Annotated in this window: 25 protein-coding genes and 2 pseudogenes; 12 read left to right on the forward strand and 15 right to left on the reverse strand. The window is 70.0% G+C overall.

Annotated elements, in window-relative coordinates:
* Positions 1–287 precede the first annotated feature (287 nt).
* Positions 288–1,172 (forward strand): L,D-transpeptidase family protein, encoded by an 885-nt coding sequence (locus AQJ84_RS30370; RefSeq protein ID WP_030045932.1) that lies wholly within the window; start codon positions 288–290, stop codon positions 1,170–1,172.
* Positions 1,173–1,407: 235 nt separating this feature from the next.
* Here AQJ84_RS30370 and AQJ84_RS30375 read toward each other — a convergent pair whose 3' ends face one another.
* The 9 genes from AQJ84_RS30375 to AQJ84_RS30415 form a co-directional block, all read right to left on the reverse strand.
* A complete protein-coding gene (locus tag AQJ84_RS30375) occupies positions 1,408–2,502 on the reverse strand; it encodes a hypothetical protein (protein WP_030045934.1) in 1,095 nt (364 codons plus the stop codon).
* Positions 2,502–3,164 (reverse strand): RNA polymerase sigma factor, encoded by a 663-nt coding sequence (locus tag AQJ84_RS30380; RefSeq protein ID WP_053192542.1) that lies wholly within the window; start codon positions 3,162–3,164, stop codon positions 2,502–2,504. Before AQJ84_RS30380 ends, AQJ84_RS30375 begins: the two co-directional genes overlap by 1 nt.
* A 315-nt stretch (positions 3,165–3,479) precedes the next feature.
* Positions 3,480–4,370, reverse strand: a complete 891-nt coding sequence (locus AQJ84_RS30385) for a hypothetical protein (RefSeq protein ID WP_107082803.1) — start codon at positions 4,368–4,370, stop codon at positions 3,480–3,482.
* A complete protein-coding gene (locus AQJ84_RS30390; protein ID WP_030045939.1) occupies positions 4,367–4,996 on the reverse strand; it encodes an RNA polymerase sigma factor in 630 nt (209 codons plus the stop codon). The genes AQJ84_RS30385 and AQJ84_RS30390 overlap by 4 nt, the downstream gene beginning before the upstream one ends.
* A 163-nt stretch (positions 4,997–5,159) precedes the next feature.
* Positions 5,160–5,591 (reverse strand): hypothetical protein, encoded by a 432-nt coding sequence (locus AQJ84_RS30395; protein WP_030045940.1) that lies wholly within the window; start codon positions 5,589–5,591, stop codon positions 5,160–5,162.
* Positions 5,592–5,758: 167 nt separating this feature from the next.
* On the reverse strand, positions 5,759–6,154 hold the full coding sequence (locus tag AQJ84_RS30400; RefSeq protein WP_079022730.1) for a hypothetical protein: 396 nt from the start codon (positions 6,152–6,154) through the stop codon (positions 5,759–5,761).
* A gap of 165 nt (positions 6,155–6,319) precedes the next feature.
* On the reverse strand, positions 6,320–6,886 hold the full coding sequence (locus tag AQJ84_RS30405) for a hypothetical protein (protein WP_030043261.1): 567 nt from the start codon (positions 6,884–6,886) through the stop codon (positions 6,320–6,322).
* A gap of 76 nt (positions 6,887–6,962) precedes the next feature.
* Positions 6,963–7,478: a hypothetical protein gene (locus tag AQJ84_RS30410; RefSeq protein WP_030043260.1), complete on the reverse strand. Its 516-nt coding sequence runs from the start codon at positions 7,476–7,478 to the stop codon at positions 6,963–6,965.
* A gap of 125 nt (positions 7,479–7,603) precedes the next feature.
* Positions 7,604–9,226 (reverse strand): beta-N-acetylhexosaminidase, encoded by a 1,623-nt coding sequence (locus tag AQJ84_RS30415; protein WP_225877380.1) that lies wholly within the window; start codon positions 9,224–9,226, stop codon positions 7,604–7,606.
* Positions 9,227–9,451: 225 nt separating this feature from the next.
* Here AQJ84_RS30415 and AQJ84_RS30420 point away from each other — a divergent pair, with 225 nt between their 5' ends.
* The 5 genes from AQJ84_RS30420 to AQJ84_RS30440 all read left to right on the forward strand — a co-directional run bounded on the left by AQJ84_RS30420 (position 9,452) and on the right by AQJ84_RS30440 (position 13,662).
* Positions 9,452–10,030, forward strand: coding sequence for a 2-oxo-4-hydroxy-4-carboxy-5-ureidoimidazoline decarboxylase (locus AQJ84_RS30420; RefSeq protein WP_030043258.1), 579 nt, complete (start codon positions 9,452–9,454; stop codon positions 10,028–10,030).
* 190 nt (positions 10,031–10,220) lie between these two features.
* Positions 10,221–10,601: a succinate dehydrogenase, cytochrome b556 subunit gene (gene sdhC / locus AQJ84_RS30425; protein WP_078632266.1), complete on the forward strand. Its 381-nt coding sequence runs from the start codon at positions 10,221–10,223 to the stop codon at positions 10,599–10,601.
* 9 nt (positions 10,602–10,610) lie between these two features.
* A complete protein-coding gene (locus tag AQJ84_RS30430; protein ID WP_030043256.1) occupies positions 10,611–11,105 on the forward strand; it encodes a succinate dehydrogenase hydrophobic membrane anchor subunit in 495 nt (164 codons plus the stop codon).
* A gap of 23 nt (positions 11,106–11,128) precedes the next feature.
* Positions 11,129–12,883 (forward strand): succinate dehydrogenase flavoprotein subunit, encoded by a 1,755-nt coding sequence (gene sdhA / locus AQJ84_RS30435; RefSeq protein ID WP_030043255.1) that lies wholly within the window; start codon positions 11,129–11,131, stop codon positions 12,881–12,883.
* A complete protein-coding gene (locus AQJ84_RS30440; protein ID WP_030043254.1) occupies positions 12,883–13,662 on the forward strand; it encodes a succinate dehydrogenase iron-sulfur subunit in 780 nt (259 codons plus the stop codon). The genes sdhA and AQJ84_RS30440 overlap by 1 nt, the downstream gene beginning before the upstream one ends.
* Positions 13,663–14,122: 460 nt before the next feature.
* Here AQJ84_RS30440 and AQJ84_RS30445 read toward each other — a convergent pair whose 3' ends face one another.
* The 4 genes and pseudogenes from AQJ84_RS30445 to AQJ84_RS30455 all read right to left on the reverse strand — a co-directional run bounded on the left by AQJ84_RS30445 (position 14,123) and on the right by AQJ84_RS30455 (position 16,189).
* Positions 14,123–14,536 carry a hypothetical protein gene (locus tag AQJ84_RS30445; protein ID WP_030043253.1) on the reverse strand — a complete coding sequence of 138 codons (414 nt, stop codon included), beginning with the start codon at positions 14,534–14,536 and terminating at the stop codon, positions 14,123–14,125.
* Positions 14,533–14,865, reverse strand: a complete 333-nt coding sequence (locus tag AQJ84_RS43230; protein ID WP_128092338.1) for a hypothetical protein — start codon at positions 14,863–14,865, stop codon at positions 14,533–14,535. The genes AQJ84_RS30445 and AQJ84_RS43230 overlap by 4 nt, the downstream gene beginning before the upstream one ends.
* A gap of 131 nt (positions 14,866–14,996) precedes the next feature.
* Complete coding sequence (locus AQJ84_RS30450) at positions 14,997–15,467, reverse strand: NUDIX hydrolase (RefSeq protein ID WP_030043252.1); 471 nt, start codon at positions 15,465–15,467, stop codon at positions 14,997–14,999.
* 11 nt (positions 15,468–15,478) lie between these two features.
* A pseudogene (locus AQJ84_RS30455) lies at positions 15,479–16,189 on the reverse strand (XRE family transcriptional regulator).
* Positions 16,190–16,470: 281 nt separating this feature from the next.
* Between AQJ84_RS30455 and AQJ84_RS44415 the strand changes: the two are divergent.
* From AQJ84_RS44415 to AQJ84_RS45270, 3 genes are all read left to right on the forward strand, one after another.
* On the forward strand, positions 16,471–16,713 hold the full coding sequence (locus tag AQJ84_RS44415; RefSeq protein ID WP_404818005.1) for a hypothetical protein: 243 nt from the start codon (positions 16,471–16,473) through the stop codon (positions 16,711–16,713).
* Positions 16,710–16,901, forward strand: coding sequence for a DUF7848 domain-containing protein (locus AQJ84_RS30460; RefSeq protein WP_225877379.1), 192 nt, complete (start codon positions 16,710–16,712; stop codon positions 16,899–16,901). The genes AQJ84_RS44415 and AQJ84_RS30460 overlap by 4 nt, the downstream gene beginning before the upstream one ends.
* 279 nt (positions 16,902–17,180) lie before the next feature.
* The gene (locus tag AQJ84_RS45270; RefSeq protein WP_450370795.1) at positions 17,181–17,264 is read left to right on the forward strand and encodes a DUF7848 domain-containing protein; all 84 of its coding nucleotides are present in this window, start codon (positions 17,181–17,183) and stop codon (positions 17,262–17,264) included.
* 653 nt (positions 17,265–17,917) lie between these two features.
* Here AQJ84_RS45270 and AQJ84_RS30465 read toward each other — a convergent pair.
* Entirely contained in the window at positions 17,918–18,334 is a 417-nt protein-coding gene (locus AQJ84_RS30465; protein ID WP_225877378.1) for a winged helix-turn-helix domain-containing protein, read from the reverse strand.
* 313 nt (positions 18,335–18,647) lie between these two features.
* On the opposite strand from AQJ84_RS30465, the gene AQJ84_RS30470 reads away from it, so the two are divergent.
* The 3 genes and pseudogenes from AQJ84_RS30470 to AQJ84_RS30480 all read left to right on the forward strand — a co-directional run bounded on the left by AQJ84_RS30470 (position 18,648) and on the right by AQJ84_RS30480 (position 21,863).
* Positions 18,648–20,369 (forward strand): replication initiator, encoded by a 1,722-nt coding sequence (locus AQJ84_RS30470; RefSeq protein ID WP_053192538.1) that lies wholly within the window; start codon positions 18,648–18,650, stop codon positions 20,367–20,369.
* Entirely contained in the window at positions 20,366–20,554 is a 189-nt protein-coding gene (locus AQJ84_RS30475; protein ID WP_030043249.1) for a helix-turn-helix domain-containing protein, read from the forward strand. The genes AQJ84_RS30470 and AQJ84_RS30475 overlap by 4 nt, the downstream gene beginning before the upstream one ends.
* Positions 20,554–21,863 (forward strand): annotated as a pseudogene (locus AQJ84_RS30480) (tyrosine-type recombinase/integrase). The gene AQJ84_RS30475 and the pseudogene AQJ84_RS30480 overlap by 1 nt, the downstream one beginning before the upstream one ends.
* A gap of 114 nt (positions 21,864–21,977) precedes the next feature.
* Here the strand turns inward: AQJ84_RS30480 and AQJ84_RS41505 are convergent.
* Positions 21,978–22,802, reverse strand: coding sequence for a barstar family protein (locus tag AQJ84_RS41505; protein WP_078632264.1), 825 nt, complete (start codon positions 22,800–22,802; stop codon positions 21,978–21,980).
* Positions 22,803–22,804: the final 2 nt, after the last annotated feature.

The following is a 22,804-nucleotide window of genomic DNA, read 5'->3' on the forward strand; positions in this document are numbered from 1 at the left end:
CCACTCTCGGTGGATCGGGCACCGCCCGACTCGCGCGCCATGGTGTGTTGCCTCCCGTGAGCAGTTGACCGCTGGTTACCAGCCGGTACGGTCCGATCCCCGACGGACTGTAGCGGCGGGCGCGCGTCCCTTGGAGGGGAGCACGCTGGGAGCTTGCTCACAGCCGCGTCGGGTCTCGGTCACCACCATGCCTCGCCGTTCGCAACCAGTCATCCGGGGGCAACCATCTCAGGTGAGATCGATGCTCTGCGGTGAGACGACGGGGGTCCGCGATGCGTACTACGGGCATGGGGAGATCGTTCGCCACGCTGCTGGCCCTGATGGCGGCCTGCGGCTGCACCGTGCAGGCCGGCGACGGCGACGGGAAGCAGCGCGGGCCGGTGCGCATAGAGCTGCCGTCCAAGAGCCCTTCGGCGACCGGCAACTCCCCGGACTCCCCTGACGCCGACTCCGCCGGGCCCTCTGACTCCCCCGGGCCCCCTGGCTCCTCGGACTCCTCGGACTCCTCGGACTCCTCCACGGACGACAAGCCGAGCTCGGCGCCCGTTCTCTGGTCCAAGGGCGACACCGGCGGGGACGTGCGTGAGCTCCAGGCCCGGCTGCGGCAGGTCGCGTGGTTGTACGACGGTCCGACGGGGTCGTACGACGGGCTGACCGAGCAGGCGGTCAAGGGCTTTCAGGGCAAGCGCGGGCTGCCCAGAACCGGGAAGACCGACACCGTCACCTGGCAGCGGCTGCTGAGAATGACGCACGAGCCCGGCAAGTGGGACCTCTACCTGATGGGCGGCCAGCCGGCCGACCCGCCGGACGCGCGCTGCATGACCGGGCGCGTGCTGTGCATCAGCAAGACCAGCCGGACCCTGCGCTGGATGATCGACGGACGGACGGTCACCACCGTGCCCGTCCGATTCGGTTCACAGGGCACGCCCACCCGGGAGGGCGTCTTCAGCGTCTACTGGAAGTCCCGCCACCACGTGTCGACGCTGTACGACTCGCCGATGCCGTACGCGATGTTCTTCAGCGGCGGCCAGGCGGTCCACTACTCGTCCGACTTCGCGGCCCAGGGGTACGCCGGCGCCTCGCACGGCTGCGTCAACGTCCGGGACGAGGCGGCGATCGCGGACCTGTTCACGCAGGTGCGCGACGGCGACAAGGTGGTCGTCCACTGGTGAGACACCGGGAGGGGACGTGCGGGGCGCGGGCGGGACCGGGGGAACGTGTCCCGCCCGCGCCGAGGTGCACGAGCCGTGAGTACGGGGGGAACCCCGGCTCTGTGCGACGGCCGATGACCAGTCGGCTCACTCATTACTGCGCCGCAGCGACCGAAAACGTCACACCCACGGAAGAGGAATCTGCGCCAAATCCTGCCCGGTTGGAAAAACCGCAGGTCAGCGGCTTCTTTCTCGATCAGAGTGCGCTGTAGGTGGGGTCTGGTGCCGGACTGGCCGTCGGGCCCGCCAGGTCGCCGTTCGCGTGGTGACCGTTGCCGCCGGAGGACGCGTCGCCCCGACCGTCCCCGTCCTCCCGGCCGCCGTCGTCGCCCCTTCCGGAGCCCCGGCCGTCGCGGTCGTCACGGTCGTTACGGCCGTCACGGTCCTCTTGGTCGTCCTTGACTTCGTTGTCGCCCCGGCCGCTCTTGCCGCCTTCGCCGCCGCTCCTGGCGTCCTCGTCGGAGGCACCCCTCGCGAGCACGCCCTGGCAGTACTTCCACACCTTCGTCGAGCCGCCGGCCGCGCCCTCCAGGCTGCGCCTGCGGTCGGTGCTCAGCTGCCGGCCGTCACGGACGGCTCGGCAGGCCGAGGCGGCCCCGTGCCACGTGCCGCCGGGGCGGTCCTCCCGGCCCTCGGTGCCCTTGCCCGTGCCGTCGTCCGGTGAGGCCGAGCCGCCGCCCGCCGTGTCACGTGAGTCCTGCCCGGTGTCGCCGGTGGCGCCGTCGGGGGTGGTCTTCTCCTGCGGGTCCTGCGGCGAGGGCGTCACGAACGGGCGCTCCGACGTCACCGCGGCGGAGACGGAGGCGGCGGGATCCGGCTCGGCCTCGCCGAACGGCAGTGCTCCGCTTCCGGCCGCGACGGCGACCCCGCCGACCATGCCGACGGCCAGCGCGGCCACCAGTCCCAGGCGCAGCGGGCGGGCCCGGCGAGGGCGCGGGCCATCCGGGTCCGGGCCGCCGATCCGGACCAGTCCGGCGTCGGAGGAACGGCCCCGGGAGCGGTCGCCCAGGGCGGTTCGCGCACCGGCGTCCTCGTCGGCCCCGTCGGCGGCCAGGTCGCCGACCCAGTCGTCGACACGGTCGGTGCGCGCCTTGCGGAAGGCGGCCAACGCGGCGGCCTCACCGGGGAGTTCGGCACCGGCCCGAGGGGGGTCGGCGGAGAGCGCGCCGAGGGTCTTGGCAAGCCGTTCGGCCCGGTCGCGGTCGGCCGCGTCGACAGCTTCGAGGGACTCCCCGCGCAACAGACGCTCCGCCGTCTCGCGGTCCAGCCACCTGTACTGCTCGTCGGCCATCACATGTCCCTCTGCGTCCGCGCACGCGTATCCGTCACACTCGCGGACGTCACCGCGCGTCCGCGCGGTTCTCGCTGGGGCGGCAGGGCGTCGAGCCCGCCCGCGGATTCCGGATCGTCGTCGAGGAGCTCGGCGAGCCGCTTCAGACCGCGGTGCGCGGCCGTCCGTACGGCACCCGGCCGCTTGCCGAGCGTCTCGGCGGCGGTCTTCGCGTCCAGGCCCACGACCACCCTGAGCACGACGGCCTCGGCCTGGTCCTGCGGCAGCCGGGCGATGAGGGACAGGGTGGTGTCGGTGGCCAGGGCCTCCATGGCCTCGCCGGCGGTGTCGGACTCGGCGGGCCTGCCGGTGAGCTCGGTCTCGTCACCGCCGACCGCGGGACGGCGGCCGCGCATCCGGATGTGGTCAAGGGCACGGTTCCTGGCTATCCGGGCGGCCCAGCCACGGAAGCGGTCCGCGTCACCGGCGAAGCGGTCCAGGTCCCGGGCTATCTGCAGCCAGGCCTCGGACGCGACGTCCTCGGCGTCCGGATCGCCGACCAGCGTCCGTACGTACCCGAGCAGCCGCGGGTGCACCGTGCGGTACACAGTCCGGAACGCGGTCTCGTTCCCGTCCTGTGCCGCAAGCACGGCCGCAGTCAGCTCCGCGTCGTCCCCCAGCACCAGTGGTTCCTCAGTCGATGGTCGCGGCTCAGGGCCGCCGATGGGCGCGGTGATCGTGCAATGTCCGCGCCCGGCGCGAAAGGCACGTTACGACCTGAAACCGCTGCTCGTCCATGTCCGTACAAGATGCAACTACCCCGTGATATCGCACCCAAGGCGATGGGGTGTGACAGAAAACGCACTCGTGGCGCTGTAGGGAGTACGGGCCGCCGCGCGGCCCGTGCCGCGCGACGGCCGGGGCCTCTCCTGTGGGGGGTGGCGGCCCCGGCCGTTGCCGTGGCGGCAACGCGCGGGGCTCGTGGTGACGCCGGGCCGCTAGTTCTTCTTCCCCCCGGCCTCGCCGGCCTGCCCCTGGTTACCGCCGACCCCTTCATCCCCATTGGCCGCCTTGCCCGATTCGTCGGACTCGGTCGACGCCTTCGGTTCCGGTGACGCCTTCGGTTCCGGGGACGCCTTCGGCTCCTTCGGCTCCTTCGGCTCCCCCGGCTTGCTCCCGGCCGTCGCCGTCCGCGCCGACTGGTCGGCGCAGTAGGCGGCCACCTCGGCCGCCCCGCCCGCGGCGGTGACCAGGCGCTGCCACGCCGTCGCGTCGAGGGCCTTGCCCCGGCCCCGGACGCGCTCGTACGCACGGCAGTGGGCCTCGGTGTCCTGCGCGGTGGCCGGGCGGTCCGTGGGCCCGGAGTCCGTTGGCGAGGGCCGGCCGCCGGGCTCGGCATCGGCGCTCGCGGGGGCGCGGACCCGGCCGCGGTCTGCGCCGGGGCCACCGGAGGAGGACCCGGCCGAGCCGATCGCGGCGACCGCGACACCGCCCAGGGTGAGGCTCGCGAGGAGCACCGAGAGGGTGGTCCTCAGCGAACGCGCCGCGCGCCGCTGCTCCCGGGGCCGCCAGTCGTCCCGCCGCCGGGTACGGGCCCGGTGCACACCCCCGTCCCGGGCGGCCCGGAAGGCTGCCACGGCCCGCTGCTCGGCCTCGGTGCCGACCGTGCCCTTGCGGAGGGCGGCGGCGAGCAGGGCCTCCAGGGCGGCGACGCCGGCCGCGCGGTCGCCGGTGGCCCGCCCGTCGGGGCGTACGGGTCGGCGGCCGGGGACCCCGCTGCCGTACTGCCGTTCACCCATACCGTGTCCGTTCCTGTGCGGCCCGCCCGGCGTCCGGTCGCCGCCGCCCGTGCTGTCGCCGTCGGCCGCCCTGCCGCGGTCGCCGGTCATGTCGACTCCCCCAGCGTCCGGGGGCCGTCATCCGTCACACCTTCGCCCGCGCCCTCGTCGCCCAGCTGGCGGGCCAGCCGCTTCAGACCCCGGTAGGCGGCGGTGCGCACCGCGCCCGGCCGCTTCCCGAGCACGCGGGCGGCGGCGGGGCCGTCGAGACCGACGACGACCCGCAGCAGGACCGCCTCCGCCTGGTCGCGGGGCAGACCCCGGACCAGCTCGAGGGCGTGTCGCGTGGAGATGGACTCCAGGGCCTGCTCGTGGGTGCTCTGCCCGCCGGCCAGATCGAGGACGTCCTGTTCGAGCACCGACGGCCGGGGCCGCACCTTCTGGCGGCGCAGGTGGTCGAGGGCCCGGTGCCGGGCGATGGTCGCGCTCCAGCCCCGAAACCCCGCCCCGTCACCCTTGAACCGGCCGAGGTCCCGGGAGATCTCCAGCCAGGCGTCGGACGCCACGTCCTCCGCGTCGTCACCGACGAGTCCGCGCACATACCCGAGCAGCCCCGGCTGAACCAGCCGGTAGACGACCGCGAAGGCCGCCTCGTCGCCCTGCTGGGCCCGCGCGACGGCCGCGCCCAGTTCCCCGTCGTACGCCTGCACCCGCCGGGGTTCCCCTCCCTGGCCCAAGAACCGTCCTCGTCCGTACCCGGTCGGCGGCCGATCCGCACGATGCGGATCAGGCCGCCCCTGCCCATGTCCCCCACGGTGATCAGCGCCGGACCTCGCCGAAGTGTCACAGGCGGTCCCCCCACACCCCGCCGCCGTCGGCGACCCCGGCTGTGCGAGCACCTCAGGCCACGGCCCGCCGGGCCCGTCCGTGCAGGGTCAGGTAGAAGGTGCGCAGCGACTCCTCGGGACCGCCGGTGTCGAAACTGTTGCGCACCTTGCCGAGCGGGTTCCAGACCCGTCCGTCCGGCATGCGCACGCCGACCGGCTGCGCGAAGTACGCGCGCTGGTGGACGTCGAGGTCCACCCACACCGCCCCCGCCCGGCGCACCAGCACCTCACCGACGTACGCCCCGAGTCCGAGCAGCGTCTCGTGCGCCCGCTCGTGGTCGGCGCCGCCCTTGCGCAGCCCGTCGATCAGGAAGTCGACGACCCGCAGGCTGGCCACGGAGTAGTCCAGCGGCAGCCTGGTGCGGGCGGTGACGCGGGCGACGAAGTCCGTCGCGTACGGTCGCATCTCTCTCGCACCCGGCACTCGTTCCCCGACCTTGCCCATGCAGGACCCCTTCGCCCGGCTTCGGGAGCTCCCGCCTTCGGCACTCCCCCCGTAGACCAAGCGGCCGCGGCCTCACAAACATCACTGTTCACCTCCGCCTCGCAGATGTGGTGCGAGAACCCGGCCGCTCGACCGGGCCCGCACCCCCGGCCGTCGGTCGCGTTCGGCTACGGCCGTCGCGTCCCGTCGGTCGCGTCCCGGCACAGCAGGCGCAGTGACCCGTCCCCGGCGAAGCAGCGGCGGGCCTCGTCGACCGGGTCCCACAGCCGGCCGTCGGGGGTGCGGATCCAGTGCTCGCCGCCCGAAGCCCACCACTCGGCTCCGGTCTGGCGGACGATCACCTCACCGGCGTAGGCGCCCAGCCCGCGCAGCACCGTCTCCACGGCGGCGGGCGGCGTTCCCTCCCGCCGTATCTCCTCGATCATCCGGTCGACGCGCCACAGGCTCTGCGCCGAGTAGTCGAGCCGCAGCCGCGCGCCCTCGCGCAGGGTGGCCACCACGTCGGCCGCCCAACGCACGGGCCGGGTCGCGGCGGAGGGCCGGGGTTCCTGATGTGTCGTCACAGTCGTCACACGAGGAAAAGCGTGGTCGGACAGCGTTTCGTCACGCGGATCCGGGCTCGAACCCAGACCGGCGCAGGACCGCCCCAGCTCGGCCGCATCCGGCGCACGACGGTCACAGGACTCTCCCAGGAATCGAGGTTTACCCCGCCCCCGAGAGCCCGGCGATCAGCCCTTCCCCCGCGCCCGCCGCGACACCACCGCGCGCAGCACCCGCCGCCCCTCCGTCGACACGTCCAGCGCCCGCCGCACCCCGCCCGCGCCGTGCCCGGCGAGCAGTTCCAGGACGGTGACCTGGCGGCGCAGTTCGGCGGCGACCAGGGGCGACATACCCTCCGTACGGCCTTCCCGGCGGGCGTCGACCGAGGACGCCAGGGCGGCGGCGGGGTCGAGCAGGCGGTGGATGTGCAGGGAGGCGACGGAGCAGGCGTCGGCCCACACCCGTATCCCGCTCGCGGAGGGCTCGGCCGGGGCGGCGACCAGCATCCGGCGGGCCAGCAGCGCGGCCTCGTCACCGGCGGCCTCCGCGGGCCCCGCGTCGCCCAGCTTGTCGCGCGCCTGGGCGATGCGGACACCCCAGTCGTCGACGTCACCGCCGTCCGCGAGCCCCGCCCACAGCGGCCGCAGGACCTCCTCGTCGCCGCCCAGCAGGGGCAGACACCGATCCAAACAAGCCAGCCCGCTGACGGCCAGTCCGCGCTCGTCGGCCTGCGCGATCAGTTCCACCAGGCTCATCCCACGCCCCCTCGCCACGCGGTCGTCCCTTACGGAGGCCGCACTTCCCCTTACTGCGTGCGACGGCCCGGGAGTGTCACAGGGGCACCGCGCCGAGCCGGTCGAGGAACCGGAAGAACAGGTTTTCGGCCGGCACGCCCGCCTCGGGGTCGGGGTCGGCGGTCAGCACGTCGATCACCGGCCCGGCGTCCACCTCGTGCCCCGCCTCCGCCGCCCAGGCGACGGCCCGTCGGGCGGCGTCCCCGGGCTCCAGGAAGTAGTCCTCCAGGGCGGGCCCCTCCTGGCCGGCGCCGAGATACGTGGCCATGGCCGCCCGCCCCAGACAGGTCGTCCACGTCCCGCTCTCCGGCGCCGCCGCCTCGACGACCACGGCGGCGCTGTCCATGACGTACCCGAAGAGCGCGGGCGCGCCCGTCCCGACGGCGAGGGCGTTCATGCTCCCCACGTCGCCGTCACCGCTCGGGTACTCCCACACCTGCCACCCGCCGGGCGCCGACGTGAGCAGCGTCATGTCGCCGACGTCCGACAACGGCTCCAGCTCCGTGAGCGGACGCTCCCCGCGCCCCACGACGAAATATCCCCAGTAACCCATGTCCGGTTCCCCCCGGCTGCTCGGTGCGTATGGGTGCGGCTCGGCCCGAATACACCACAGTCGTACTGCCGTTCGCAGCCGGACGGGACAATCCGCCCCCGGCACGCCCCGTGGCGTGCCCCTGCTCAGTCCAGCCTGTCGCCGAGCGCCTTGAACTCCGTCCAGGACAGCTCGGGCTTCCCGGGGTCCCAGAGCTTCTGGACCGTCGCCCGCAGCGGCATCCGGATCCCGGCCGCGACCTGCGCCTCGGTCTGGGAGTTCGCCAGGTCGCACCAGACCGCGAAGGACCCGCCGAGGATCTGGTCGTCGTACTTCGCGGGCACCGCCTGCGTGCCGCGCACCACGAGCGGCGTCCACTGCTCGTAGATCCGCTGCCCGGTCGGGTAGACGAAGGTCAGCGGCTGCCCGAGCACGTAGTAGAGGAACTCGTCGTTGTAGTTGATCACCTTGCGGCCGGCGCTCAGGTACTCGGCCGGCAGCCGGGCCCCGATCTCCTTGCCCGTCCAGTAGGCGACCTGGATGTCCTTGTCGGCCTGCACGGAGGTACCGGCGAAGAAGCCGTCGTTCCAGGCGCGCGGGGTCTTGTCGTGGGCGCGGACGGTGTCGGCCCGGTCGTTGAGCCAGCCGGTGGTCAGGTCGGCCACTCCCGCGCCGGATCCGTAGGCCTCGGTGGCTGCGCGGGCGAGCTGGGGGAAGGACGCCTCGGGGTCGGACACCGTCAGCGCCTGGTACTCGTCGCCGCCGAGGTGCCACTGGCCGCCCGGGAAGAGGTCGGCGTACTCGTTCAGCAGGTCGTCGACGATCTCGGCGGCGTCCGGATCGGAGATGTCGACCGCTCCGCGGGTCGCCACGCCCTGCGCGTTGCGCAGCTGGAGGTCGGGGTGGGCGGCGATCACGGCGCCCAGGTGCCCCGGCGAGTCGATCTCGGGCACCACGGTGATGTGCCGGCTGGCGGCGAGGTCGACGATCCGCTTCACCTGCGCCTTGGTCAGATGCTCCCTGGACACGATCTCCGGATGGGAGTCGGACGCGATGCGGAACCCCTGGTCGTCGGAGAAGTGCAGCCCCAGCTGGTTGTACTTCAGGTCGCCGAGCTCCCGGACCCGGTCCTCGATCCAGCCCGCCGTGAAGTGCTTGCGCGCGATGTCCAGCATGAGCCCGCGCACCGGCTTGGCCGGCTCGTCGCGCACGACACCCTCCGGCGCCGTACCGCCGCCGTGCACCTCCTGCTTGAGCGTGCGCGTGCCGTAGAACACCCCGGCGTCGGCCGGGCCGCTGATGGTCACCCGCCCGCCGCGCACGGTCATGGAGTACGACTCCGGGTCAGCGCCCTCGTCGTCGTTGAGCGCCAGCCGTACGTCACCGGCCCGCACGTCGTCCTTCTCGCCCGCGTACGTCAGCCCCAGCTCACCGGCGAGCAGCCGCCCCTCGTCGGCCAGGTCGCCGTCGCTGACCACGACCCGCTGGCCCTTTTCCGGCTGCCAGCCGGGGCCGCGCGCCGGGGTGTGGGCGCGGACCGCGGGAATGGTGCGGGGCGTCCGCGACAGGGGGTAGGAGCGCGTGGGGGTGGGGCTCGGGGTCTTCGAGGCGGTGGGCGACGAGCCCTCCACGGCTCCGGCCGAGGACTGTCCCTGTGCCGATCCCACGGGTGCGCCGTCGCCGCCGTCCGAGGCCAGCAGCCCGAGGCTCACCCCGGCCGCGACCGTCACGACCACCACCGCGAGGATCAGCACCCAGGTCTGCTTCAACGCGCTCTGCGCCGACGTCGGGCGCCTGCGCTGACTCCGCCTGTGCTGACTCCGCCTTCGCTGACTCACGGCGTCAACCTAGGCCCTGTGACATCCGGGTAGCGTCCACCACACGTTCTGAAACTCTCCCGTTCGGATGAAATTCGAGCATCCTTCAGACATGTCATGCCTGCTCTCGATAGCGTGACGTCACATCTCTCACATCATCCTCTGCCGAAACCCCACGTGACGCCCACACATCTCCCTGGCCCAGTGGCCATACCGTCGCTGCCCGAGCAGACCCGGGACACGCCCGGCACGACTGCCCCGTTGCAGCACTTCAACACCATTCCCGCCGACGAGATCCGGCGCACCCTTCTCACCTGCCTCCACAGCCACCGGTGGGCCACCCGCATCGCCGCCCACCGCCCCTACCCGGACGTCGACTCCCTCCTCGCCGCGTCGGACGAGGCCGCCTACGACCTGACTGCGGGAGACCAGGCGGAGGCGCTGGCCGGCGAGACGCTGCCGGCACTGCCGGCCGACACCTACGGGGCCGCCCACATGGCCCTGGGCGCGGCACACGCGGCGTACGAGAACCGCTTCGGACACGTGTTCGTCATCTGCCTGGACGGAGTCGCTCCGGAGGAGTCCCTGGACCGGGTCCTCGAGGGCATCCGGTCACGATTGGCAAACGATCCCGAGGAGGAACGGGTGGTGACGGCGGAGGAACTCCGGCGCCTCGCGAAGGAGCGGCTGATGACGCTCCTGAGGGGCGCGGGGAACGGCGCGACCAGCCACAACGGCACCGCACCCGGCAGATAACCGGACAGTCCACCCCAGAAGCCGCCGCCCCTCACCCATACGCGTGCCACTTTGATCACACCCGTAGGCCCCGGCTAAGCCGAGCGGCAGCGCATCGCTACGATGCTGGGGGCCGGTGGACCGTACCCGGCCGGGCCCGTCCGACGCCGAAGCCGGCAGGCCCCAATCCCCGCTCCCGGAGGGTTCTTCCGTGCCGGCTGGAACGCTGTACCGCGGCCGGGAAGGAATGTGGTCCTGGGTGGCTCATCGAGTCACCGGCGTCCTCATCTTCTTCTTCCTGTTCGTCCACGTGCTCGACACCGCGCTCGTGCGTGTCTCCCCCGAGGACTACGACAAGGTCGTAGCCACCTACAAGACCCCGCTCGTCGCGTGCCTGGAGTACGGCCTCGTCGCCGCCATCCTGTTCCACGCGCTCAACGGCCTGCGCGTCATCGCCGTCGACTTCTGGTCGAAGGGCCCCCGCTACCAGAAGCAGATGCTCTGGAGCGTCGTCGGCGTGTGGGTCGTGCTGATGATCGGGGCGATCTACCCCGTGCTCGGCCACGCCTACCGTGAACTGTTCGGGAGCTGACGCGCGCACATGTCAAACAACACCGTCTCCACCGAGACCGCCGCGTCCGGCATCGGCCCCGTCGAGGGTGCGTCCCTCTACAGCGTCGACAACCCGGCCCCCCTCATCGAGGCCCCGCGCAAGCGCACCAAGAAGTCCCCGAAGTCCACGCGGGGCAACTTCGAGATGGCCGCGTGGCTGTTCATGCGGCTGTCGGGCATCGTGCTCGTCGTCCTGGTCATCGGCCACCTGCTGATCCAGCTGGTGCTCGACGGCGGCGTCTCCAAGATCGGCTTCGCCTTCGTGGCCGGCCGCTGGGCGTCCCCGTTCTGGCAGGTCTGGGACCTGCTGATGCTCTGGCTCGCGATGCTGCACGGCGCCAACGGCCTGCGCACGGTCATCAACGACTACGCGGAGCGCGCGAACACCCGGCTGTGGCTGAAGGGCCTGCTCTACACCGCCACGGTGTTCACCATCCTGCTGGGCACGCTGGTGATCTTCACCTTCGACCCGAACATCCGCTAGGCACGGGGCTGAGGCAACCACTCATGAAGATCCACAAGTACGACACCGTCATCGTCGGCGCCGGCGGCGCGGGCATGCGCGCGGCCATCGAGTCGACGAAGCGCAGCCGCACCGCCGTGCTGACCAAGCTCTACCCCACCCGCTCCCACACGGGCGCCGCGCAGGGCGGCATGGCCGCCGCGCTGGCCAACGTGGAGGAGGACAACTGGGAGTGGCACACCTTCGACACGGTCAAGGGCGGTGACTACCTGGTCGACCAGGACGCCGCCGAGATCCTGGCGAAGGAGGCCATCGACTCGGTCCTCGACCTGGAGAAGATGGGCCTGCCGTTCAACCGCACCCCGAACGGCACGATCGACCAGCGCCGCTTCGGCGGTCACTCGCGTAACCACGGCGAGGCCCCGGTCCGCCGCTCCTGCTACGCGGCCGACCGCACCGGCCACATGATCCTCCAGACGCTCTACCAGAACTGCGTCAAGGAGGGCGTGGAGTTCTTCAACGAGTTCTACGTCCTCGACCAGCTGATCACCGAGGTCGACGGCGTGAAGCGGTCGGCGGGTGTGGTCGCCTACGAGCTGGCCACCGGCGAGATCCACGTCTTCCAGGCGAAGGCCGTGATCTACGCGTCCGGCGGCTGCGGCAAGTTCTTCAAGGTGACGTCGAACGCGCACACCCTGACCGGTGACGGCCAGGCCGCGGTCTACCGCCGTGGCCTGCCGCTGGAGGACATGGAGTTCTTCCAGTTCCACCCGACCGGCATCTGGCGCATGGGCATCCTGCTGACGGAGGGCGCCCGTGGTGAGGGCGGCATCCTCCGCAACAAGGACGGCGAGCGCTTCATGGAGAAGTACGCGCCGGTCATGAAGGACCTCGCGTCCCGTGACGTCGTCTCGCGCTCCATCTACACGGAGATCCGCGAGGGCCGTGGCTGCGGCCCCGAGGGCGACCACGTCTACCTGGACCTCACGCACCTCCCGCCGGAGCAGCTGGACGCCAAGCTGCCCGACATCACGGAGTTCGCGCGCACCTACCTCGGCATCGAGCCCTACACGGACCCGATCCCGATCCAGCCCACCGCGCACTACGCCATGGGCGGCATCCCGACGAACGTCGAGGGTGAGGTCCTGCTCGACAACACCACGGTCGTCCCCGGCCTGTACGCGGCCGGCGAGGTCGCGTGCGTGTCGGTGCACGGCGCCAACCGTCTGGGCACGAACTCGCTGCTGGACATCAACGTGTTCGGCAAGCGGGCCGGTATCGCGGCCGCGGAGTACTCGCAGAAGGCGGACTTCGTGGAGCTGCCGGAGAACCCGGCGGAGCTGGTGGTCGGCCAGGTCGAGCGGCTGCGCTCCGCCACGGGCACCGAGCGGGTGGCGACCCTGCGCAAGGAGCTCCAGGAGACCATGGACGCGAACGTCATGGTGTTCCGCACGGAGCAGACCATCAAGACGGCCGTGGAGAAGATCGCCGAGCTGCGCGAGCGCTACAAGAACGTCTCGATCCAGGACAAGGGCAAGCGGTTCAACACGGACCTGCTCGAGGCCATCGAGCTCGGCAACCTCCTGGACCTCGCCGAGGTCATGGCGGTGTCGGCCCTCGCCCGCAAGGAGTCCCGCGGCGGTCACTACCGCGAGGACTACCCCAACCGCGACGACGTCAACTTCATGCGCCACACCATGGCGTACCGCGAGGTGGGCGACGACGGCACCGAGTCCATCCGTCTCGACTACAAGCCGGTCGTCCAGACCCGCTACCAGCCGATGGAGCGTAAGTACTGATGGCAACCCCGACCCTGGACAAGGCGGACGCGGCCGGCGCACCCGAGCCCGGCTTCGCCGACTCCCCGTACATCACGGTCACCTTCCGCATCCGGCGCTTCAACTCCGAGGTCTCGGCCGAGGCGACCTGGGAAGACTTCCAGCTGGAGATCGACCCCAAGGAGCGTGTCCTCGACGCCCTCCACAAGATCAAGTGGGACCTGGACGGCACGCTCACCTTCCGCCGCTCCTGCGCCCACGGCATCTGCGGCTCGGACGCGATGCGGATCAACGGCAAGAACCGCCTCGCGTGCAAGACCCTGATCAAGGACATCAACCCCGAGAAGCCGATCACGGTCGAGGCCATCAAGGGCCTCACGGTCCTCAAGGACCTCGTGGTCGACATGGAGCCGTTCTTCCAGGCGTACCGCGACGTCATGCCGTTCCTGATCACCAAGGACACCAACGAGCCGACGCGGGAACGCTTCCAGACGGCGGAGGACCGCGAGCGCTTCGACGACACGACGAAGTGCATTCTCTGCGCGGCCTGCACGTCCTCGTGCCCGGTCTTCTGGAACGACGGCCAGTACTTCGGCCCGGCCGCGATCGTCAACGCCCACCGCTTCATCTTCGACAGCCGTGACGAAGCGGGCGAGCAGCGCCTGGAGATCCTGAACGACCGCGACGGCGTCTGGCGCTGCCGCACGACGTTCAACTGCACGGACGCCTGCCCGCGCGGCATCGAGGTCACGAAGGCGATCCAGGAAGTGAAGCGCGCACTGATCACGCGCCGCTTCTGACGTCCCTTCCGGTACGTCGACGTGGGCCCCGTTCCTACCGGGAACGGGGCCCACGCGCGTGCCCGGCCACGATCGGGTGGACGGGCGTGATCGGGTGGACGGGCGTGATCGGGACACCCGCAGGCCACCGCAGTATCCGTCGAGCGGCCCTGCGACGACCGCCGACTGATCCAAGATCATCGGCAGCCAGATCCTGGTGTCAACCCCCCGGACGGTGCCCACGCCAGTGCCGACCTCATGGTCCCGTTCCTCGCAGCCGGACTGCACGGAGCAGATTCACAGGTGCTCCAGGGCATCGGGCTCTGGCTGCCCACCGGTACGGAGGACTCACACTCAGCGAGGTCGCCGACCTCCCCGACGACCCATCCACCACAGCCGTCGTCCGCTGACGTTGCCGTCGAACCGTGAAGAGCCCCACCGAAACACAACTCGGTGGGGCTCTTCGGCCGATCGACTCACCTCAAAGGAGATCGCTGCCAGTGCCGCCTAGTCGGTCGTCCACAGCCGCGCGAACTTCGCTCCAGGGGTCCTGCCGAAGGGATTCCAATGTCGCCCTCGACGTATTTCTGTGCTGCGCGACTCTCATTCTGATCGATTCGTCCACATCGTGAGCGAGGCGCTCGAGAAGGTCCGGTGACAGTTTCCGCTTCATGGCAACCATGAAGCGGACGCGGGGATCAGGGTCGTCGATCAATATTTCCAGAACAGTCAATGGCACCGTCTTGTTCTGGACGACTGCCACCCGTTCTTCCGGATATCGATCGACAATCTCCATCCATACCTGCGCGGGCACCTCCTCAACTGCCGCCCTGCGGCATTCCTGCGGATCTGAGCTGTTGCACAGCCGTACGAACTCGTCAGCAGTCTCGATCATCTCTTGACGCCCCGCAAATTGCTGTTCGGTATAAATTTCCCCGTATCACCCTTCCACTTGTCAGGCATGTAGTCGCCGTATTTATCGGCATCCGAGATCCATTCGAGGCCCTTACTGGTCTCCCGATACACCTTGAACGCCGATTCACCGTGGCCGGTTACGTCCGGAGTCCACCAGGTACCGTCCGAGGCACTCTTGTAGAAGGTGGTCTTGAACGGACCTCCCTTCAGGAGTTTCGTTGAGCCTTCCTTCGTCAGCCGCCAAAGTCCTCGGCCAGGAACATCACAGTCGCTGTTATGAACGAGTACCGGCGTCTCGCCCGCCAGCACATAGTACGTGTGCTACGCGAACCCCTCGACCTGCTTTTTCGCTGGTCAAGCGCAGTTTGCTGGTCCGGTGACGTGCGTGGGTGTCCGTGGTTGTGCGGGGTTGTTGCCGTCAGCTACTGCCGTCAGACGGTTCAACCCAGGTACGGCTTCTCGCACTGTTCCAGGAAGTGCTGGAGCCTGAGCCGTTGGGTGTGGTGCATCGGCAACTGCTGGATCTCTTCCGGCGGTACAAACCGGAGTTCTGTGGACTCGTCAGAGATCTCCAGCTGGCCGCCGGTGATGCGGGCGGTGAAGCAGACATTGAACTGTCGCCGGACCTCGCCGTCGGTGTAAGCGATGATGTGTTTCGGGTCGGTGTAGGTGCCGACCAGGCCGGTGATCTCGACGTCGAGGCCGGTCTCTTCCCTGACCTCTCGGACGGCGGTGCCGGGCAGGGAGTCGGTGAGGTCCATGCCGCCGCCGGGCAGTGCCCACAGGTCGTTGTCGCGGCGACGCTGGAGGAGAATGCGGCCGTGGTCGTCGGTGACGACGGCGGAGGCGGCGACGACCATGCTGTTCGGCTTGGGTGCCGTGGGATCGTCGTAATACTCGGTGCGGGCCACGGTCAGCCCTCCTATCGTACGGGGGTTGCCGTCGCCCACACGGCATTAAAGCTCTCTGCGTAGGTATCGAACATGCCGCTCTCCTCGTGGCGGCGAAGATGCCACACCGGGGCAGCGTAGGCGTTGACGCCCCAGACGTGTGCGTTGACGAGTTGCTGGTCGTCGGCGCGGTAGAGGGAGTTGTAGAGCGTGGTGCCGTGGGTGCGGACTTCGATACCGGGTGTGGAGGCGAGTGGCCTGTAGTGCATGAGCGCGAGGCGGCAGCGGGATTCAATGCCGTGGCCGAACCGCTCCTCCTGGCCGCGGGCCTGGACGGTGTCGCTGTCGGCGTCCCCGATCGCGATGCGTACGGTGCAGCCTTCGGCGGCGCGTTCGGTGAGGAGTTCGTTCAGCCGGGGGTATGCCTCGTGGAGGAAGACGGCCGCGTAGACGAGGATGTCGATCTGTTCCCGGGCCTAGGCCATCAGGTGGGTGAACGTCGAGACGGGGATGTCGGCCCGCTGCTCGTAGAGCGCGACCAGTTCGGGGCTGATGGCGCGGGCGGGGCGGGCTTGGCGAAGTGCCGGCCAGAGTGCGTGCACGTCTTCTCCCAGGGCTTTGGCCGCCTGGAGGGCTGTGGCACGGCGTGGGGTGCGCCCGAGGTTCACCCAGCGTTCGACCGACTTGGGGTCGATCTCGACCTCGTGGGCGAGGGTGGCGTACGTCCAGCCTCCGGCTGCCATGACGGCTCGTAGTCTCTCGTTCGGCACGAGTCTCCCCCTTAGTCTCGGGACGGCACCAGGGACGTTCTACATGGTGTGGGACGTCCCGGAGTGGGGTTTGGTGGAGGTTCCTTCGTCCCGGTGACCGGCGTGAGGATCGGTGTCGACCCTGTGGCACCGATACGCCCGGGGGCGCGGTCCACGCCGTCGAGGAGTGTCAACGTGCGAAAGAGCGCGACCACTTGTGTTCCCTTCCTGCGACTGGATGCCTGGTCGCGGTCCGCCTCGCCGGGGTGGTCACGATGACGGCCCGCAACCCTGACGCGGTCGAGCACACTGCCTCGCCCGGTGTGGGCGCCCTGGTGGTCGACCGGCGGAACGGCAAGGTCGGCGTGGTGATGGGGCATGTGGGGACGTATGTGCAGCTTCGGCCGCCGTGTGGTGGCCGGGAGTGGGACGTGCCGCCCGAGGATGTACGTCCGCCGACCCCGGGCGAGGAATTGAGCGCGAAGGTGGCCGTGGCCAATCGGAGGTGGGGACGGTGACCCCTCGCTCTGTCCTGCGCTACGAGACCTGGACTCTCCAGCCCGACCGCGAACCGGACGCGGAGCCTGTCCTGTACGCAATGCAGTGCGCCGTGGACGGAGAGACCTCACCGGCAAGCAAGGACTTCGCCGAACCACAGGACTGGGTGCTGCGGCACTGCGGCCAGAACCCTGATGACGCTCGTTGAATATCCCCACCCCGTGCTCAGGGATGGGACAGACCTGCTCACCGAGATTCCCCACCCCCGGCGCGCTGACCTGCGGACGGACGCCACAAGGGAGGGGCCGGCCGATAGCCAGCCAGGTCCAGGGGCGGGGCGAGTTGTCCAGGGTGAGCGAAGCTCAGCGCGTAGCGCCGCCGAAGGCGCCCTTGACCACTCGGCACGGCCCGCACACTCCACGAGCGGGCGGCCCCGGCCCCCGTCGCCCACGGCAACCGACTGGGGAACGAAGAGCAGCCCTGGGGAATTTCACGAAGCCTCATCAACCCGTCCCACCACACCTACCGGGAGATCATCACCCGGCCCTGGAGGACCTGGCGGCAGACGTGACCCGCCCCGCCGGCCCACTCACCGCACCACGCTGACCCACCCGACCCCCGCCCCTGCCGGGCACAGCCGATCGAGGCTCCCCCGTCCTCGTCAGCCCCGGCAGGGACGGGCCCTCACGTACGTGCCGGGCCCATGGCCATGAGGTTCTGGCCCCAGCCACAGAAAGTCAGCCACGACGGCGGGCGTGCCGACTGATCACCCGCCATGTGTGTCTCGCTCAACCCCGCACCGGCATCAGCCCAGCTTTCTCCATCGTCACGGCCCCCGCCATGCGGCAAGCATGGGCGTCCGGGACGGCACGAGCCCGCCGGGCGGCCTCTCGGGTGCCCGGCCGCCGACGCCGGCCACCACCCTCGGTGAGCCCGGTGACGGACAGGAAGGGTCGGCCCCTGGTCGGCCCTGTGCCTGCGATCCGGCCGTAGGACGGTCGTCGGCGACAACTTGCTCCGCCAGGAGCCCGGTTCCGGTCATCCCGGCAATCTGACCGGTTGCCGCTCTCGCAGTCCTGGACCGTTCCCTTGCCGGGGCGGCTGGCCTCCCGAGCGAACGGCGGGCTTGTCGGCGACGGCGGTCAGCCAATGCGGGCGGGTCCCGCCTTGAACCTCGTAGAGAAAATCTGAACGCACGCCCTCCGCCCTCATCCGGCAAGGGGGTCAGCAGTCGCTGGTCTCGAGGGACTCGACACGGGCACGGAGTTCGGCGAGCTGCTCGACGGCCTCGGCCAGCGCCTGCTCCAATGCCTCAACGCGGGCCGTGGTTCCGCCCGCAGGAGCGCTCGCCTCCCCCGGGCCTTCGTCCTTGGTGTGGTCGTAGTGAGCGACGAAGGCGCCCTTGCCGGGACGGGAGACCGCCCACCCCTCCTGCTTGAGCAGGGTCATGGCCTTCTGCACGGTCAGGCTGGAGGCCCCGAACTCCCGCATCAGCACGGCCTGCGTCGGCAGCGCGTCACCCGGCCGCAGCCCGCCGGAGCGAATCTGCTCCCGCAGGGTCTCGGCGATGACCTCGAACGTCAGCTGCACCCCGTCACCCGTCGGCCTGCGCCCGCGCCGCATCGCCTTTACGCCCGCCACCCCGCCGCCTTCCGTGCCGTCTATCAGCTATTTCCGGCCCGCCCAAACCGGGAAACCGGCCCCACACTACCCGCGTCCCGCCGCCCGCAGAAAGGAATGAGGAGGGATGTACTTGAATGCGCCCGTGGGGCGGTGTTAACGTCACGCACCCCCCGGTGATCACCACCGCGCCCCGCCGACCAAGCCCCCACTGGTCCGGCCCCCGCGCCCAACGTCGAGGCGCCCCCGTTCCCCTGTGAGCCGATCACTTCGACCTGCCCGCGTCACCCGCGCCGTACCGCTTCCGCGCTCCCGCCGAAAGGCCATTCTCCGCATGCCCGCACAGCTTCAGCTCCCGTATCCCGCGACCGTTCCAGCCGCATCGCGTCCGTCGTCGGCGTTCACAACGCCGACCTGCCCGGCGGATGTCCCCGCCTCTGCGGCGGCAGGGCGGGCGCTGGAGCGTCGCGCCCGGCTCACCGCCAAGCTGGCGAAGCTCGCCGCCACCGGTCACCTCGCCCCCCTCGCGCGGCAGATAACCGGACTCGGCGGCTGCGCGCACCCGATCCGCCTGACCGGGCACCGCACCCGACTCGACACCGCCACCGGCGAGATCCACGACCACTTCGACTCCGGTCAACTCCCGGCGGGCGAACTGCTGGTCCGCTGCGGCAACCGCCGCGCCACCCGCTGCCCCGCCTGCTCCACCGTCTACCGCTACGACACCTACCAGCTCATCGCCGCCGGACTCCGCGGCGGCAAAACAGTCCCGGCAAGCGTGGCCGCGCACCCGCGCGTGTTCGCCACCCTCACCGCCCCCGGCTTCGGCCCCGTCCACAACCAGCCCGACACTGGCCGCTGCCACTGCGGCCACACCCACCCCGACAACGACCGGCTGCTGGGCACCCCGCTCAACCCCGAGCACTACGACTACATAGGCGCGGTCCTGTGGAACGCGCACGCCCCGGCCCTGTGGGCCCGCTTCACCACCCACCTACGCCGCGAGATCGCCAAGGCCGCCGGACTGACGCAGCGGACCCTGCGCCACCACGCCACCCTCTCCTACGCGAAGGTCGCCGAGTACCAGAAGCGCGGCCAGGTCCACTTCCACGCCGTCATCCGCCTCGACGGATCCACCGGCCCCGGCAGCACCCCGCCCGCCTGGGCCACCACCCAACTCCTCGACCACGCCGTCCGTGCCGCCGCCGCACGCACCCGCGTCCACCACGAGGGCGAACCGCCGAGGCAGCCGCAGCCCGCCGGGGACATCCCCGCGTCCCCGCCTCAAGTCTCAGATCGGGCGGGGCCGTTGGTGTTCCGGTTCGGGCGGCAGATCGACGTCCGGGCGATCCGCAGCACGGACTTCACCGGTGACAGCCCGGTAACCGAGCGGCACGTCGCCGCCTACATCGCCAAGTACGCCACCAAGGGCGCCGAGACCACCACCGGCACCCTCGACCGCCGCCTCCGACTCCTCGCCGAACTCGCCACCCACGACATCACCGACCACGCCCGCCGCCTGATCCACACCGCCTGGCGCCTCGCCACCCAACCCCAGCACGCCCACCTCCGCCTGCGCCAATGGGCCCACATGCTCGGCTTCCGAGGCCACTTCTCCACCCGCACCCGCCACTACTCCACCACCCTCGCCCACCTCCGAGCCGAACGCACCGCCTGGCGCCTCAGCCGACTCGACGCCGCAGCCGACATGCCGACCGCTGACCACCGCACCGACAGGCACCCGGTCGGTGACCGGGCCGGTCACCCCACCGCCCTGACCGCCGGTCACGGCCACCCCACAGGTCACCGCGATACCGCCAGTCAGCGCGTGGACTCGGATACGACGCTGGTCATCTCCCACTGGCAGTACGCCGGAACCGGCCTCCTGCCCGAACTCGCCCACCTCGCCGACCTCCTGGCCGCGACGCGGCAGACCCGACCCGAGCAACCGACCCGAACCCGGCGCTCGGAACGCTCCAGTGACCGCGCCGGTCACTCGGTCGGTCACTCCACTGATCGGCTGACCAGTGCCGTCCGGCCGGGGGCCGTCGCGTGACCGCCGGCACGGAACTTCTCACCGTCCCCCAGGTCATGGAACTCCTCCAGCTCGGCCGCTCCGCCGTCTACGACCTGCTCCGCACCCGACAGCTCGCCTCGATCACCCTCGGCCGCGCCCGCCGCATCCCCGCCCACGCGCTGGCCGACTTCATCCGCACCCGCCTCGACCAGGAAGCCGCCTGATGACCACCACACCCCGCGACACCCCCGCCTCCCGCCGCGCCCGAGCCAACGGCGACGGAACCGTCTACCAGCGCAAGGACAGCCGCTGGGAGGCCGCCGGATACGTCCTCGCCCCCGGCAACACCCGCAAGCGCATCCGCGTCTACGGCACCACCCGCAAGGAAGCCCTCGCCAAGCTCACCGAGAAGATCGCCGCCAGCAACCGCGGCCTCCCCGCCCCCTCCGCGCAGGGCAGCCTGGCCACGTACCTGACGTACTGGCTGGAGAACGTCGCCGTCCACCATCTCCGCGAGAACACCCACACCCGCTACACCGCCTGCGTCAACCGCTACCTCATCCCTGGCCTCGGCAAGAAGAAGCTCAGCAAGCTCACCGCCAAGGACGTCCGCACTTGGCTCAACCAGCTCCGCACCACCTGCCAGTGCTGCACCCGTCGCCTCGACGCCGACCGCGACCAGCCCCGCTGCTGCGCCACCGGAGCCTGCTGCTCCAAGCGGCTTTCCCCGCTGACGCTGGCCTACCTCCATTCCGTCCTCAAATCCGCCCTGGAGCACGCCGTCAGAGAAGAGGAGATCCCTCGCAACGTCGCCCGCAACGTCCGCACCGGCACGCCCCGCCCCCGACGCTTCGCACCGCTCACCGCAGACGAAGCCCGCCAGTTCCTCAGCGCCACGTACGATCACCGGCTGCATGCCCTGTTCGAGCTCGCGCTCCACACCGGCCTCCGCAAGGGCGAACTTCTCGGCCTCCGTTGGGAAGACCTCAACCTCGACACCGGTACCGCTGCCATCCGCCGAACTTTGCAGCGCACCAGCACGGGCGGACTCATCACATTGCCTACCAAGACCCGGGCCTCCGAGCGCCGCATCGCCCTCCCCACTCGCTGCGTCCAGTCGCTGAAGCTCCGCCACGAGCAGCAGAAGCGCGAGCGTGAGGCCGCAGGCACCGCGTGGCAGCACAGCGGGCATGTGTTCACCACGGTGCAGGGCGGATCGATCGACCCGACCAACCTCACCCGCGCCTTCACCACGCTCTCCGCAAGGCCGGCCTCCGCCGCATCCGCTTTCATGACCTCCGGCACTCGACGGCCACGCTGCTCCTGGAACAGGGCGTCGAACTCGTCGTGATCAAGGAACTCCTCGGCCACGCCCACATCGGCGTCACCGCCACCGTCTACGCCCACGTCAGACTCCGCCTCCAGCGTGACGCCATCGACGCCCTCGGCGGCGCGCTCGTCGGCCGGGAGACCACCGAGACAGCACGCTCCAACGGCGACGAACTGCCACCCTGCGCCTCACTCGTCCGCTGACGTTGCCGTCAACTGCTGCCGTCACCCCACGCAAAAGCCCCGCCAGGACATACCTGACGGGGCATCAAATTTGCAACCGCACCTTCTGCTGGCGAGAATGCTGCCAGAGGCCTGTCATTGCCGGGCAATGACCTCCACATGAAACTCGCGCATGACTGAATGGATCGACTCCATAAAGTCATCCCCTAGATGATCACGTGATGCCTGATAGTTACGCCACACAATACTGGACAGAGAAGCCGTTCCCTCAGGAGATAGGCAATCTGCGACAGCGTCGAGGTTCGACCCAAAATAGCCCCTGGGGCCATTTACCGCCTCTCCCAAGGCGCAGTAGAAACTCGACTTCGTGAAGATATTCGCCCCATCGAGATAAACAACTTCATCCAGTCCGTAGCTCGCGGCTTTCTTGCCAGAAGCGAACCATGAATTCTGGACAACATGAAGCCAAGTTTCATGGTAGCGCGACGGCCACTGAAGCCACTCATCCATCGCGCCCTCGACCTTTGATGCCCAATGCCGCCACACTTCTCCCGCCGCAGAGTATTCACATACGCCACCAAGGAACTGATAAGTCGCATTCGAAGGAGAATTCTCCACCAAGCCATGGCGGCCGATTCGGACAACCCGACCGATGCAGTAGTCGCCAATCTTCACCCCCTGAGAGTTCACGACCTCGAGATTCGCATCCTCGACCTTCCGCCTGGCATTCGCGATCTGGTGAACGCGAATGAAGGTAACTTCCGGAGGGTGTACCTCTTGATCACCAAAGAACCCGCGGACATCTTCCGCCAAAACAATCAGGTCCTGAGATTCATCATCGATGAGCCGATACAGCGGGAAACTCTCAAACTCCATGAAGGGTCGACCAATCGCCTCTACATTACGCCAGTTTGTGATACGCCGTAGCGGCATCAGCAAGATGCCGCTACGGCGTATCACTC

Source organism: Streptomyces resistomycificus, assembly GCF_001514265.1.
Classification (GTDB): Bacteria; Actinomycetota; Actinomycetes; order Streptomycetales; family Streptomycetaceae; genus Streptomyces; species Streptomyces resistomycificus.

Bases quoted from the DNA above. Each gene is read 5' to 3' on its own strand.
- AQJ84_RS30370 (WP_030045932.1), top strand. From the start codon at position 288: ATGGGGAGATCGTTCGCCACGCTGCTGGCCCTGATGGCGGCCTGCGGC.
- AQJ84_RS30375 (WP_030045934.1), bottom strand. From the start codon at position 2,502: ATGGCCGACGAGCAGTACAGGTGGCTGGACCGCGAGACGGCGGAGCGT.
- AQJ84_RS30385 (WP_107082803.1), bottom strand. From the start codon at position 4,370: ATGACCGGCGACCGCGGCAGGGCGGCCGACGGCGACAGCACGGGCGGC.
- AQJ84_RS30395 (WP_030045940.1), bottom strand. From the start codon at position 5,591: ATGGGCAAGGTCGGGGAACGAGTGCCGGGTGCGAGAGAGATGCGACCG.
- AQJ84_RS30405 (WP_030043261.1), bottom strand. From the start codon at position 6,886: ATGAGCCTGGTGGAACTGATCGCGCAGGCCGACGAGCGCGGACTGGCC.
- AQJ84_RS30410 (WP_030043260.1), bottom strand. From the start codon at position 7,478: ATGGGTTACTGGGGATATTTCGTCGTGGGGCGCGGGGAGCGTCCGCTC.
- AQJ84_RS30430 (WP_030043256.1), top strand. From the start codon at position 10,611: ATGTCAAACAACACCGTCTCCACCGAGACCGCCGCGTCCGGCATCGGC.
- sdhA (WP_030043255.1), top strand. From the start codon at position 11,129: ATGAAGATCCACAAGTACGACACCGTCATCGTCGGCGCCGGCGGCGCG.
- AQJ84_RS30440 (WP_030043254.1), top strand. From the start codon at position 12,883: ATGGCAACCCCGACCCTGGACAAGGCGGACGCGGCCGGCGCACCCGAG.
- AQJ84_RS30445 (WP_030043253.1), bottom strand. From the start codon at position 14,536: ATGATCGAGACTGCTGACGAGTTCGTACGGCTGTGCAACAGCTCAGAT.
- AQJ84_RS44415 (WP_404818005.1), top strand. From the start codon at position 16,471: ATGACGGCCCGCAACCCTGACGCGGTCGAGCACACTGCCTCGCCCGGT.
- AQJ84_RS30470 (WP_053192538.1), top strand. From the start codon at position 18,648: ATGCCCGCACAGCTTCAGCTCCCGTATCCCGCGACCGTTCCAGCCGCA.